11 protein-coding genes are annotated in these 14,433 nt (G+C 63.9%); 8 read left to right on the forward strand and 3 right to left on the reverse strand.

What is annotated here, in order from left to right; translation table 11 throughout:
• The 4 genes from SH809_18170 to SH809_18185 form a co-directional block, all read left to right on the forward strand.
• A partial coding sequence (locus SH809_18170) for an SPOR domain-containing protein (GenBank protein ID MDZ4701643.1) occupies positions 1-559 on the forward strand: 559 nt, incomplete at its 5' end.
• 65 nt (positions 560-624) lie between these two features.
• Entirely contained in the window at positions 625-1,347 is a 723-nt protein-coding gene (locus tag SH809_18175) for a MotA/TolQ/ExbB proton channel family protein (protein MDZ4701644.1), read from the forward strand.
• A 45-nt stretch (positions 1,348-1,392) separates the two neighbouring features.
• Complete coding sequence (locus SH809_18180) at positions 1,393-1,797, forward strand: biopolymer transporter ExbD (protein ID MDZ4701645.1); 405 nt, start codon at positions 1,393-1,395, stop codon at positions 1,795-1,797.
• A gap of 107 nt (positions 1,798-1,904) precedes the next feature.
• Complete coding sequence (locus SH809_18185) at positions 1,905-2,639, forward strand: creatininase family protein (protein MDZ4701646.1); 735 nt, start codon at positions 1,905-1,907, stop codon at positions 2,637-2,639.
• A 48-nt stretch (positions 2,640-2,687) separates the two neighbouring features.
• Here the strand turns inward: SH809_18185 and SH809_18190 are convergent, their stop codons facing one another.
• Entirely contained in the window at positions 2,688-3,344 is a 657-nt protein-coding gene (locus tag SH809_18190) for a DNA-3-methyladenine glycosylase 2 family protein (protein MDZ4701647.1), read from the reverse strand.
• Between the two features lie 66 nt (positions 3,345-3,410).
• Between SH809_18190 and SH809_18195 the strand changes: the two genes are divergently transcribed.
• Positions 3,411-7,070: a ThuA domain-containing protein gene (locus SH809_18195; protein ID MDZ4701648.1), complete on the forward strand. Its 3,660-nt coding sequence runs from the start codon at positions 3,411-3,413 to the stop codon at positions 7,068-7,070.
• Between the two features lie 44 nt (positions 7,071-7,114).
• Positions 7,115-8,788 carry a CotH kinase family protein gene (locus tag SH809_18200; GenBank protein MDZ4701649.1) on the forward strand — a complete coding sequence of 558 codons (1,674 nt, stop codon included), beginning with the start codon at positions 7,115-7,117 and terminating at the stop codon, positions 8,786-8,788.
• 10 nt (positions 8,789-8,798) lie between these two features.
• On the opposite strand, the gene SH809_18205 is transcribed toward SH809_18200, so the two are convergent.
• Positions 8,799-9,029, reverse strand: a complete 231-nt coding sequence (locus SH809_18205) for a hypothetical protein (protein ID MDZ4701650.1) — start codon at positions 9,027-9,029, stop codon at positions 8,799-8,801.
• Positions 9,030-9,237: 208 nt separating this feature from the next.
• On the opposite strand from SH809_18205, the gene SH809_18210 reads away from it, so the two are divergent.
• Positions 9,238-12,795, forward strand: coding sequence for a carboxylesterase family protein (locus SH809_18210; GenBank protein ID MDZ4701651.1), 3,558 nt, complete (start codon positions 9,238-9,240; stop codon positions 12,793-12,795).
• Positions 12,796-12,968: 173 nt separating this feature from the next.
• Positions 12,969-13,925 carry a PQQ-dependent sugar dehydrogenase gene (locus tag SH809_18215; protein ID MDZ4701652.1) on the forward strand — a complete coding sequence of 319 codons (957 nt, stop codon included), beginning with the start codon at positions 12,969-12,971 and terminating at the stop codon, positions 13,923-13,925.
• Positions 13,926-13,984: 59 nt separating this feature from the next.
• Here SH809_18215 and SH809_18220 read toward each other — a convergent pair.
• Positions 13,985-14,433 (reverse strand): DUF2202 domain-containing protein (locus SH809_18220; GenBank protein ID MDZ4701653.1); only part of this gene is annotated, 449 nt, incomplete at its 5' end.

A 14,433-nucleotide genomic window follows, 5' to 3' on the forward strand; every position in this document is an offset into this window, starting at 1 on the left:
GCTGTGGGCGGGTCTGATCGGCCTCGTGGTGCTTGTGGCCGGCGGTGGCTACGCCTATATGCAGGGTATGCTGCCCTTCGGCCCGGGCGCATCGCCCGTAGCCCGGCAGCTTCCTCCTACTTCCACGACCCCACCGACCAACGAAACGCCGCCTGCCGTGGACCCTGGGACGCCGCCCGTCGACGACCCCGCCGCTGCCTCTACACCGAGCGCCACGGACCCCACGCCTGCCTCCCCAACGCCCACCGCGCCGACGCCGACCGCACTGCCTACCGAGACAGTCGCGCCTGGCGGATTTGTGGCGGCGCGCGGCGGCTGGACGATCGTTGTGTCGTCCCGCGAAAGTGTCGCGGAGGCCGAGGCGCTCCTCAATCGGTATGCGCAGGTGTTTGCCAATCAGGGTTTTCCTGTCGATATTCTGCGCACCGACGATTTCGGGACCCCCCGGTACCGGGTTGGCGTTGGACAGTTCACCTCGACACAGGCCGCTACGGCGGCGATGGCGCAACACACTGCGTCGCTCCCCACGGATGCCTGGGTCACTTCCATCCCCCGCTAGGATCTTTACGGGATCCAGCCTCCCTGACATACACACTTTAGCTACGGGTCGTACTGTACGAACTCATGACTTTCATTCATTTGCAGGAGACCGTCGGCTCTCAGCTGGGGGCCGCACAGAGCGTCCCGCCGGCCGAGACCACCAGCATGGTGGATATGTTGATGCAGGGGGGCCTCATAATGGTTCCCCTGATCATCCTCTCCTTCGTGACCATCGCGATTTTCGTCGAGCGGTTTAGAACCCTCCTCAAGGCGCAGACCGACCCGTACCTGATTACGGATCGCACCCGTTCCTACGTCCAGGCCGGCGACGTCCGAGGTGCTATCGGATTCTGCGAGGCACAGAACAACCCGATCTCCCGCATCCTCAAACGGGGCCTCGAGCGCCTTGGCCGGCCGATCGTCGAGATCCAGGACGCCGTGCAGGCTGCCGGCAAATACGAGGCGTACGAACTGGAGAAACGGACGGATATCATCGCCAGTATCGCCGGCATCGCCCCGATGCTCGGCTTCCTCGGGACGGTAACGGGTATGATCACCGCCTTCCAGGAGATCCAGAACCTGCAGGGGAACGTCAACCCGAGCGTGCTCGCCGGCGGTATCTGGGAGGCGCTCGTGACGACAGCCGTCGGACTGCTGATCGGCATCGTGGCGATCCTGCTCTACAACTACCTGATCAACCGGATCAACCGGCTGGTCAACGATATGGAGCGTTCCGCCACCGACTTTATCGACCTGCTGCAGGAGCCCGTCCCGATGGCCTCCCGTAGCTCCGAACGCGCCTACTGATCCGGTTCTCTCACCGGCCAGCGCCACACACTCCACGGTCCCCGTATGCCGCTCCAGTTTTCTTCGTCCCGGAAACCTATTCGCGAGTTCAGCCTTGCCGGCCTGACCGACATCGTGCTCCTGCTGCTGATCTTTTTCCTGCTGACGTCGAGCTTTATCCCCCAGTTCGGGATTCGGGTGGATCTCCCCAATGCGGACGCCTCGGCGCCGGCAGAGCCTAACTATGTGACCGTGATCATCACGGATGACGGCCGCTTCTTTGTCGAGCAACAGGAGGTCCCTCGCGAAGCGCTCCTCAACTCCATTCGCGACGTAAAGGGCGACCGCACTTCCCTTCTGTTACGTGCGGACGAGTCGGCCACCATCAACCAGTTCGCGGCCGTAGCCAACGTAGCAAAGGCCCTGCGGATGTCGACGCTGATGGCCACTGAACGCGGTACACGCCGTTGAGCACGGAATAGTGCGCCCTCCCTGGCGTACGCGTGTGTATTTACGGGCCGGCGCAGGGACCCACTGCCCGACGTGGGTCCAGATTTAAGGTTTCTGGCACGCCACCTATGGATACTCCCGCCTGGGGACCGTACGAACGACTGCGCCCCGACCAGATCGAATCGATACGTACACAAACACCCCTGGCCTACATCCCCTGGGGCGCGCTGCAATGGCATAGTTACCACTGTCCGATTGGGCTCGACGGCACCCAGGCGCACGGGCAATGCCTGGCCCTGGCCATGCGGACGGGCGGCGTCGTCCTCCCCCCGGTGTATGTCGGCACCGACACCATCAAGCCGTTAAAAGGGTTTGGCCATACGCTCGAACATAGCCCGGCCCTCGTGCGGCTGCTGTGCATGGAATACCTGGAGCAACTGGTCGACGAGGGGTTTCGGATGATCGTCATCGTGACAGGCCATTCCGGCAGCGGGCATATCCGGGCGCTCAGCGAAACGTGCACGACGTTTCAGACCCGCCACAGCGATGCGAGCGTCTGGCTCGTCCCTTCCTTCGAGCCGATCAAGGACGCCTACCCCTCCAACCACGCCGCCCGCGGCGAGACGTCGTTCCAACTCCTGTTTAATCCTACGGTCGTTGCGCTCGAGCGGCTTCCGGCGGATCGGGAGCCCACGCTGGATGACGACGGCGTCTGGGGCCCCGACCCGCGCCAGGCCACGATGCAGGAGGGGCGCGATATGCTCAACCTGTTTTGCGAACGGACCATTCCCAGGATTGTTGAGATGTTGGCCCCCTACCGAACTTCCCATACGGAAGGTGCGCCACCGGACGATCGCGGATGACGACGTATTGCTCGCGCGTACGCATGAACCTGGGTGTCGATCCACCCGCTACCCGCCGCCGCCCAGGTAGTTGTGCCACAGCAACCGGGCCGCGACAGAACGCCAGGGCGACCAGACCGCGCTGCGGTCTCGTTGCGCCGCGTGCGAGGGCCGCGCCGGCAACTTCCAGATGCGCTGCATCGCTACGGCCAGCGCGAGGTCGCCCCGAGGCCAGATATCCGGCCGGCGAAGCGCCATGAGCAGATAGATGTCCGCCGTCCACGGACCGATGCCGGGAAGGGCGACGAGCCGGCGGCGAACCTCCTCGTCATCCAGCCTCGCCAATCCTGCCAGATCCAGCGCACCCGCCTGGATGGCCCGCGCCAGATGCCGACCATACGTCGTTTTTTGCCGGCTGAACCCGAAGCGGCGTAACGATTCATCGTCTAGTAGGAGAAACGTAGCCGGCGTTACATCACCACCCAGCGCGGCGGCAAGCCGATCGTACGCCGCCCGTGCGGACGCCAGCGAGACCTGCTGTTCGAGAATGATGTGCAACAGCGTTGGAAACCCCTCCGTACGCGCCCAGAACGGCGGTAGGCCATGGCGTTCCAGAATGCTCCGCAGCGCGGGATCGCGATTCGCCAGCTCATGGGCTGCGTCGATCATCCCGGCCGGTGTCAGCTGTTCGCCGTCGCCGTCGGGCCCGCTATACGTTCCGACCATTCAGTTTTTCTCCTCGGTATGATTTACCTTGCGTCGTTCTATCCCTTCAACACGTACGTTTTTCCTATGCCGCTTACCAGTTATCCGCGGACGGTGTTAACCGGCCTGCTCCTGATCGTATCCCTTCTTTTCGTATCGATGAGCCTCGCGCAACCGCGGGTGCTCGTCTTCTCGAAGACCGCCAGTTTCCGGCACGATTCCATCGAATCAGGCAGTGCCGCCATTCAGAAGCTCGGAAGCGCTAACGGTTTCGCCGTCGATGCGACGGAAGATGCGGGCGTCTTCTCGGAGACGAACCTGGTCGCCTACCGTGCTGTCGTCTTCCTCAACACCACGGGAGATGTGCTGGATCCGATCCAGCAGAACGCCTTCGAGCGGTTCATCCAGGCCGGCGGCGGTTATGTCGGCATCCACTCCGCCGCCGACACCGAATACGAATGGGACTGGTACGGGCAGTTGGCCGGCGCGTATTTCGACAACCATCCCAACCCGGACAACGTCCAGCAGGGCACATTCCACATTGTCAGCCGCGACTTTCCCGGCATGGCCAACCTGCCCGAGCCGTGGACGCGGACCGATGAGTTCTACGCGTTCAAACAGATGAACCCGGCCGTGAACGTGCTCGTCCGCATCGACGAAAGCACCTACCGGGGCGGGACCAACGGCGACAACCACCCGATGTCGTGGTGGCACGAGTACGACGGTGGCCGCGCGTTTTACACGAACATGGGGCACACCCTGGAGTCCTTCTCAGAGCCCATGTTTCTCGAACACCTGCAGGGTGGCCTGCAGTATGCGATGGGCAATAGGAACGTAGACTTCGCGCGCGCTCGTACGCAGCGTATGCCGGAGGAGAACCGTTTTACGAAGGAGATCCTGGGCGAGAAACTCGATGAGCCGCTCGAACTGGCCGCCCTACCGGATGGCCGGGTCCTTTTTGTCGAACGCCCGGGCAGCGTCCGGCTGTATAGCCCGGCTTCCAATGCCATCCAGACCATTGCCAGGCTAGCGGTGAGCACTACCTACGCCGGCGGCGCCGTCGCCGAAGACGGGCTACTCGGGGTCGCCGCGGCGCCAGAATTCAGCGAAACGGGATGGATCTATCTCTATTATTCGCCTGTCGGCGACCTGGCCGTGAACCGGCTGTCGCGCTTCACTCTCCAGGGGGATGTGCTGGATCTAGCCACCGAGGTCAGGATCATCGACGTACCCGTCCAGCGCCTCGAGTGCTGCCACACGGGGGGCTCGATCGCGTTCGACGCCGCCGGCAACCTGTACCTGTCCACCGGCGACAACACGAACCCGCACGGGACCGGTTACGCCCCGATCGACGAGCGTGCCGGCCGCGAGCCGTGGGACGCCCAGAAGTCGTCCGCCAATACAAACGACCTGCGGGGCAAAATCCTGCGGATCCATCCCGAACCCGACGGCCGCTACACCATACCGGCCGGCAATCTCTTCCCAGTCGGCACACCCGATACACGCCCCGAGATCTATACGATGGGGCACCGCAATCCCTACCGCATCTCGGTCGACAAACGCTCCGGCTTCCTGTACTGGGGCGATGTAGGTCCGGATGCCTCGCGCGACTCGCTGGACCGTGGCCCGGCCGGCCACGATGAGTTCGGCCAGGCGCGCCAGGCCGGCAACTTCGGCTGGCCGTATTTCACGGGCGACAACAAGGCGTATCACGATTATGATTTCACCATGAGGACGCCGGGCGCCATGTACGACGCGGCACGCCCGGTCAATACCTCGAAGAACAACACCGGCCGCTCGGAGCTGCCGCCGGCGCAGAAGGCCTTCATCTGGTATCCGGCCGCCGCCTCGCCCGAGTTTCCGATCCTGGGCAGCGGCGGGCGTTCCGCCATGGCCGGGCCGGTTTTTTACGCCGAAGATTTCGCCGGCGCGGAAGGCGCCTACCCGGCCTATTACGAGGGCAAGCTGTTCATCTACGAGTTCATGCGGGGGTGGATCATGGCGGTGACTATGGACGAAGCCGGCGACTTCGTATCGATGGAGCGGTTCATGCCGAGTTATACGTTCAGCAGTCCGCTCGACCTTGAGTTCGGCTCCGACGGCTCGCTCTACATGCTCGAATACGGCAGCGGCTGGTTCCGCGGCAACGACGACGCCCGCCTTGTGCGCATCTCGTACAACGGCGGCAACCGGCCCCCGATGGCGTCCGCCAGCGCGGACCGCGTCGCAGGCCCGGTACCCTTCGCCACGATGCTTAGCGCTGAGGGGTCGATGGACTTCGACTCCGACCCGCTCACCTACACCTGGCGGATCACCGACGCGCAGGGCGCAGCGGTTCAAACCCTTACTGACGCCACCGCTGCCCTTACACTCCCTGAGCCGGGCGTGTACGTGGCCGAGTTGTCGGTGACCGACCCGAGCGGCACCGACGGCCGGGCGACGGTGTCCCTTATGGCGGGCAACGAGCCGCCGACGGTGGAGATCGCCCTTACCTCCGGCAACCAGACCTTCTTCGCCCCCGGCAAGGCCATCGCGTACCGGGTGGATGTCCGCGACGCCGAAGACGGCCGCCTCGCGGACGGACAGATCGCGGCGGATCAGGTGGCGGTGTCCATCGCCTATCAGGCCAACTACGAGCCGGTAGCCACCGAGCAGGGCCACCGCGGGGCGGACGCCGCGGCCGAGCAGGCTACCGGGCGCCGGCTGATCGAGGGTAGCGACTGCCGCTCGTGCCACGGGATTGATACCCCGTCGATCGGGCCGGCCTACCGTCTCGTGGCCGAGAAATACAAAGACAATCCCGGTGCGCAGGAACAGCTGGCCGTGAAAGTTCTGGAAGGCGGATCGGGCGCCTGGGGACCGGTGATGATGCCGCCTCATCCCCAGTTCACCCGCGCCGAGGTCGATCGGATGGTCGCGTATATCCTGACGCTCGACGAGGCGCCGGCGACAGCCTCGCTGCCGGCCTCCGGCTCCCATACGCCCGAGATTCCCGTAGGAGGGACCGGCGCTGTCATCATCCGTGCGGCCTACACCGATGCCGGCGCGCCGGGCGTGGGGTCGTCATCGACCGAGGCCGTCCATGTCCTGCGCAGCCCGACGATAAACATCAACGAGGCGCGCATCGAGTCCGGCGTGATGCGGTTTACACCGCCCAACGCGGGTGAGATCGTGATTGGATCCACCTCGGGGGCCCACGTCGGCTTTTCCGGCATCGATCTGACGGACATCCGGCGCATCGTCTTCGCCGCCATCGCGCCGTCGCAGGGCCTGCCAACGGCCGGCGGAACGATCGAAGTCCGCACGGGCTCGCCGGAGGGCCGGCTGATCGGAACGAGTAGCGCGATCACGCCCGCACCGGGGTTTGGCAATCCTTCGAGCCTGTCGGCCGTTATCGAGCCGACCACCGGCAAACAGTATGTCTTTTTCGTTTTTCGCAACAACAAGGCGGCTCCCGAGCAGCCCATCATGATCCTGCTCACAGCCACCTTCGAATCGGGTGAAGGCTCGATAGGAGCCGCGCCGGTGAAGGGCAGCGCCGGCCTGAGCACGGGGAGTACCATCGCCACCCTGATCGCCCACCCCGGCGCCGCCGAGGTTTTGGAACGCCATATGCCGGGCTTCACGACGGACCCCCGGCTCGACCAGGCGATGAGTATGAGTATTCGCGAAATCGCCCCGTACGCCTCCGAGGTGTTCACCCCGGAGTTGCTCTCGAAGCTGGAGGTGGAGCTGAGTGCGTTGTAACTTTCGCGCGTTGAACGTTCGCCGGCATTTCATCCATATACCTCATGCTTGTACCTCGTCAACGGACAGCGGCGACCCTGAAGTGGGCCGTGCTCTTTGCTTTATTGATCGCCACGCCGGCGCTTGGGCAATCCACCCAGCCCATCGACACCCTTACCACGCATCTCCCGATCGTGGTGATCGACACAGAAGGTCAGGACATCCCCGACGACCCCAAGCTGATGGGGCGCATGGGGGTAATCGACAATGGACCGGGCGCCTTGAACCGGCTTTCCGACACCTACAACAGCTACGACGGGTTTATCGGGATCGAACGGCGCGGCTCCAGTTCCCAGAGCTTTCCGAAGCTCTCGTATGGTTTCGAAACCTGGGACGAGGCGCAGGAAGGGATCGACATCGCATGGCTGGGCTTCCCCGAGGAGGAAGACTGGATTTTGTACGGACCGTACAGCGATAAATCGCTTCTACGGAATGTCCTCATCTTTCATCTCTCTAACCATATGGGGCGCTACGGCTCGCGCACCCGGTTTGTCGAGTTGATCCTCAACGGCAGCTACCAGGGCGTGTATGTGGCGATGGAGAAGATCAAGCGAGACGGCAACCGGGTCGATATCGCTAAACTCGACCCCGACGAAATCGAGGGGGATGATCTGACGGGCGGGTACATCGTGAAGATCGACAAGTGGACGGGGAGCGACAACGGCGGCTGGGCGTCGCCCTATCCGCCCAGGACGGGACTGGACCACGTCGTGTATTACCAGTACGACGAGCCGAAGGCCTCCGACATCGTACCGGAGCAGCAGGCCTACATCCAGCAAGTCATCGCCGGCTTCGAAGACACAATGGCCGGCGCTGGATATGCCGATCCCATCACCGGCTACGCCGCCCACATCGATGTCGATGCGGCCGTGGATTTCTACATTCTCAACGAGATCGGACGGAATGTCGACGGCTACCGGCTCAGCACCTTTATCCATAAAGACAAAGACAGCAACGGCGGCAAACTCACATTCGGCCCGGCATGGGACTTCAACCTCGCTTTCGGCAATGCCGACTACTACGACGGAGGCCTCGAGGCCGGCTTCCAGGCGCAGACCCTGATCCCGGATTCCGACGGGTTACAGCCTCCGTTCTGGTGGGAAAAATTATGGGAAGAGCCGGCGATGAACGCCCGGATCCGGGGCCGGTGGGACAGCCTCCGCACCACCGTTCTGCATACCGACACGCTGCTTCAGTTTATCGATGGCCAGGTGGCGCTGCTTGGCGTCGCAGCAGACCGGAATTTCGAGCGGTGGCCCGTTCTCGGGACGTACGTATGGCCGAACCGGTTTGTCGGAAATACTTACGCAGAGGAGGTGGACTACCTGAAAGGGTGGGTCGAGACGCGGATGGCCTGGATCGACGAGAACCTGCCGGCGGTGACGACGCTACCCGTCGAGACCCTCCTGGAGAATACCGTCAGTTTGGGCGCGGCTTACCCGAATCCGTTTACCGAATCGGCCCGGATGATACTCACCGTGGGTTCATCACGGGAGGTACAGATAGTCGCGTACGACATGCTCGGCCGGCGTGTCGCAACATTGTACGCCGGTTCGGTCCCGGCGAACAGCCCGTTGACACTCACCTTTACCGGAGCCAACCTGGCGAGCGGCCTGTATATGGTCGAAGTGTCCGGCGCGCGGATGGCGCCAGTCCGCCGACTGGTCGCGCATCGGTGACGTCGAGGCCCTAGCTACTCGCGTGGCAGTAGCAACCGCCTTCGATGAACTCGCCGCGGTCGGACGCCTCGCATCCGCCGCGGGAAGTACTTTCACCGACGAACTGGTTCGTGAGTCCCTCACAGACATCGACTTCGTTTTCGGTGCCGCTACACCCGAAGCTGGTGAGCCCGAGGCCAATAAACAGGACCACGAGGTCGGTTTTGAACGAGCGCGTGTGCGAGGTGTGTTGGGTATTCAAGGTGTTTGTGGGCGAGTTGCGTTTTGATGGGCGCCGCCGGCTTCAACGTACGCCGGATTTCGCATGGCCTGCATCCTGTCCGCAAGGCCCTCATCCCCATAGGCGCCATAACGACGCAAAACACGACACAGGGCGCCTCTCACGGTAGCGAATTCAACATCGATCTCCTAGATTAGCAGCGCAACCACCCCTATCAGAGATTATTCCGATGCCGTATCGCTTTTTGCTCGCCGCGTTTACTCTATCCCTGCTCGCCGCCCCTCTTGCTTCTCCGGTATCCCTCGCCGACCCGATCCGCACCACAAACGGCCTCGTCGCCGGCACGACGGGCTCGGACGGTTCGGTCCGCATCTACAAAGGGATTCCCTTTGCCGCCCCGCCTGTCGGCGACCTGCGGTGGCGGGCCCCGGAGCCGCCGGCCGATTGGGAGGGTGTCCGGCCCGGTGATCAGTTCGGGGCCAGCTGCGTGCAGCAGCTCACGCGCAGCCGCGAACCCTGGACCGAGGAGTTCATGGTGCAAAACGAGGTGTCGGAGGACTGCCTGTTTCTGAATATCTGGACGGGCGCGCGCCGCGCGAACGAGAAACGGCCGGTGATGGTCTATATCCACGGCAGCGCGTTTGTCGAGGGATCCGGCGAGATTTCGGTCTATGACGGCGAGGCGTTCGCAAAAAAAGGGATCGTCGTCGTCACCATCAACTACCGGATGGGGCTTTTCGGGTTTTTCACCCACCCCGAACTCTCCGGCGAGACGGAGGCCCGCGCTTCGGGCAATTACGGGTTGATGGACGCCGCGGCCGCCCTGGCGTGGGTGCGGGATAACATCGCTGCGTTCGGGGGCGATTCGGCGCAAGTCACCGTCGCCGGCCAGTCCGCCGGCGCCTCCGCCGTCCACTACCTCACTGCCTCGCCGATGGCGGCCGGCCTTTTCCAGCGCGCGATCGCCCAGAGCGGCTCGCGGGTTGGGACCACCAGCGGCTCGCTGGCCGAGGGCGAGGCGTTGGGAATCCGCTTCGCCGAATCGAAAGGCGTCCGGTCGCTCGCCCGGCTTCGTGCCCTGACCGCAGAGGAGTTGATGAAGGTAGACGAAGGCGCGCCGCCCATCCGCTTCCGCCCGGTGGTCGACGGCCACTTTATCCAGGAAGATATTCCCGGCGCGTTCGCGCGGGGCCGGCAGAACGACGTGCCCACCCTCACTGGCCTCAACGCCGACGAGGGCAGTTCCTCCCCCACGTACGGACGGATCCCCGCCGCCGAGTGGCGCACCCAGCTCCGTAACCGCTACGGCGGCGATGCCGACGCGTTTATGGCGCTGTATCCTTTTTCAGACGATGCCGAGGCCGGCGCCATGCAGCTCGCCAGCAGCCGCGACCAGGGCGTGATGGCCATGTATCTGTGGGCCGAACAACGGGCCAAAACGGCCAAAACGCCGGCCTATCTGTATTACTTCGACCGCGCGATGCCCTGGCCCGAGTTTCCCCGATTCGGCGCGTACCACACCGGCGAGATGCCGTATGTCTTTAATAACCTGGACCGCGTGAAGCGGCCCTGGGAGGCTGTCGACCGCCAGGTAGCGGACCAGGTGTCCTCCTACTGGGTGAACTTCGTCAAGACCGGCGCCCCGAACGGCCGTGGCCTGCCGGCGTGGGTCCCCTTCGGTGCCTCCGATGCCCCCTTCCAACGCCTCGCCACGACCTCTGGCCCGATGGCCCTGCCCGATGCCGAAAAACGCTCGTTCCACACGAAGATCCTGATGCCCCATGCCGACGACTGGGCCGTGTATCTGGGAGATAAGGGGCGGACGCATTATTCGCCGCTCGACCAGATCACCCCGGAAAACGTCGCCAGCCTGAAGGTAGCCTGGTCGTACGACACCGGTGAACAGAGCGAATTCCAGGCAAACCCCATCGTCATCGACGGGGTGCTCTACACGGCCACGCCCGGCCGGCAGGTGCTGGCACTGGATGCCGCGACCGGCTTGGAACGGTGGCGCTTCAACCCGACCTCGGTGCATCCGGGCCCGCTCGGCTCCCGGCAGCGCGGCGTCGTGTATTACAACGACGGAGTCAACGGGAGGATATTTTCCTCCGCCGGCGGTCATCTGTATGCCCTCGATGCGCGTACAGGCCAGCTTGTATCCGACTTCGGCGTCAACGGCTCGATCCCGTTCACACAGAACACCCCGGGCGTCATCTACGGAGACCTGCTCATCGTCTCCCCCACCGTCGGCGAACGCTCGCCGGGGTCCGTCCAGGCCTACGACGCGCGGACCGGGGAGAAGGTGTGGCACTTCAACCTGATCCCGCGCCCCGGTGAATACGGCTACCGGAGCTGGCCGGCGGAGGCGCATAAAGTGATCGGCGGCGGATCCGACTGGTCCGGCTCCGCCCTCGACGAGGCCCGCGGCATCTTGTACGCTTCCACCGAAACCGCCGGCCCCGACTTCTACGGGGGCGAACGCCACGGGATGAACCTGTTCGCCAACTCGGTAGTCGCCCTCGACGCCCGCACCGGCAAACGGTTGTGGCACTTCCAGGTGGTGCACCACGACGTGCTCGATAAAGACTTGCCGTCGCCCCCGACGCTCCTCACCGTCACCCACGACGGCCGGCGGATCGACGCCCTGGCCCAGGGCACCAAACACGGGCTGCTGTTTGTGTTCGACCGCGTGACCGGCGAGCCGCTGTGGCCCATCGAGGAGCGCCCCGTGCCCCAGAGCACCCTCCCCGGCGAACAGCTGTGGCCCACGCAGCCGTTCCCTACCTGGCCGGCGCCCCTCATGCGCCAGCAGTACACGGCCGACGACATCTCGAATATCTCCCCGGAAGCGACCGCGCTCACGGCGGAACGCCTCGCGCTTTCCGGGTCATTTGGCCCCTTCGCCGCGCCCGAACTGAAGGAGTCGATCTTTTTCCCGGGATATGACGGCGGTTTCGAATGGGGCGGCTCCGCGGCCGACCTCGACGGGATCTTTTACACCAACGTCAATGAGATCCCCTGGTTTTTGCAGATGATCGAGACGAAGCGGCCCGACGGCAGTCCCGTCCCGCCCGGTGAGATGACCTACATGGCCAACTGTGCCTCGTGCCACGGGTTCGACCGCACCGGCGATCCCGCCAGCGGGTTTCCCTCTCTGCTTGATCTTGAAGGCCGAAAAACACGCGATGAGGTGACCGCCGTCTTAACGAGTGGCCTCGGCCGGATGCCGGCGTTTACCCTGCGAGAAAATCAACAAAAACTATTGCTCGACTTCCTCTATGGCGTCGAGGTACCCCCTCCACCGCCGCCGCCCGCCGATCAATCCATCGACCCTCACCAGCAGCTGGACGACGCCGTGCCCTACACGTTCGCCGGCTTTAAACGCTGGTTCGACGCCGAAGGGTATCCCGCGATCAAACCGCCGTGGGGCACGCTCAATGCCGTCGACCTGAACACCGGGGAGCTTCTCTGGAAGGTGCCCCTCGGCGAGTACCCCGAACTCACCGCCCGCGGCATCCCTCCCACGGGTACCGAGAACTACGGCGGCCCCGTGGTGACCGCCAGCGGCCTCCTGTTTATCGGCGCGACGGCGGATGGGATGTTTCGGGCGTTCGACAAAAAGACCGGGGAGATCCTCTGGCAGACAAAGTTGCCCTTCAGCGGGACGGCAACGCCGAGTACGTACCGGGTACATGGGAAGCAATACGTGGTGATCGCCGCCGCCGGCGGGAAGTCGAAGGCGCCCGGCGGGACGGGAAGGATCGTGGCGTTTGCGTTGCCGGAGTGACAACCACCCGAAAACGTATTGTCATTTCGACCGAAGGCGCCGGCTTGCCGGCGATGAAGCGGAGAAACCTCCTAAAGCAGGGATGTGCTATTCTTCGGGGGGTCTCTCCGCTTCCCCCCGCAATCGCGGGGGTCCGGTCGAGTTGACATCACATTTTTTACAGAACAACCTTCGTGAAATCCCTCCTCCTCATCCTCGTCCTCGCCGGTTGCGCGACGCCGCAGGGCCTCGAACCTGTCGCTCCGCCCGAGACCAACCGGTTCACGCGGGAAGTCCTGGTTGAGGACGTCGACGAGCCGATGCAAATGGACTTCGACGGAGAGAACCGGGTGTACTGGGTAGAGCGGAAGGGTGGCGTGCGGCGGTACGATGGTGCCGTGAGCACCCTCGGCGTCATCCCGACAGACCACACCGGGGAGGGCGGGATGCTCGGGATCCAACTGGCGCCTGACGTTGCGTCCAGCCGGCAGCTCTACCTCTACTTCGGCGCGCCGGGCGAGGGCGCGATGCACCTCTCCCGGTTCACCCTCGGCGCGGACGACACGATTGATCGCGCTTCCGAAGTCGTCCTCCTCCGCGTCCCCTACGAACGCGGCTCGCACATGGGCGGCGGGATGACGTGGGACGCCGCCGGCAACCTGTACCTCTCCACCGGCGACAACTCGGACGCCACGCAGTACACCCCCATCCATTGGACGGCCGAAGGCGGCGCCGGCCAGGACGCTCAGCGCTCCGCCGCCAACACGAACGACCTGCGCGGTAAAATCCTGCGCATCCACCCCGAGGTGAAACTGGTGATGGACATCGCGGCGCCCGCCGTTCCGGGCTCCTGCGAAGCCGTCCGTCAGGCTGGTCGCAAGGACGTGAAGGTGATCGGCCTCTCCCTGCCGAACCTCTGCAAGCCCTGTGTACACGATGGAACCGTGCAGGCCGTCGTCCTGTGGAACACCGCCGATCTCGGCTACCTGGTGGTCGAAACCGCGGCCCAGCTGATCCGGGGCGAGTTCCCCGCCGGGGCCACGAAATTCCAGTCCACCCGCATGGGCAGCCTCGACGTAAATGGCAGCGAGGTAGTCCTCGGAAAACCCATGATTTTTAACAAAGAAAATATCGACAAATTCAACTTCTGATTTTCCCGTAACTCTGCCGCGGCGTGGCATCCCTCCGCGCCGCGGCATCGTCCCGCTCATCAATTCGCAACCGCGATCAGTCCGCAGGCCGTCTCGAAGGCCTCCAGATGGTTGTGTGAGGCGTTCATGAGGTTGGTGTAGACCCTCTTAACGTCCAGCTTGTCCGTCCCATGGATTGCCGATTCCAGATCGGCGATGTCCTGTTTCTCGATCATCACCCCGACAGCAAGCGCGTCCTCCGCCGACCGCATGGCCTTCGCCACCAGATCGTTGTATAAGGCCGTCAGCGTGGCATCCACGTAGACGCCGGGGGCCGTATTTGCGGCCGGATCCGAAATCCCGTACCGCGTAAGCAAAGCTCCCACCGCTTCGAAATGCGCCTGCTCGCTGGCGGAAATGTTCCGGAACGATACCAGGTTCCACTTCTGAAACAGGCTCTGATATACGTCGCGAGCCAGCTTCTCTTCTTCGCGCATGAATCGAAGGCTGCTGGCTTCGGCTTCGGTCA

The organism is Rhodothermales bacterium (genome assembly GCA_034439735.1).
In the GTDB taxonomy this organism is placed as follows: domain Bacteria; phylum Bacteroidota; class Rhodothermia; order Rhodothermales; family JAHQVL01; genus JAWKNW01.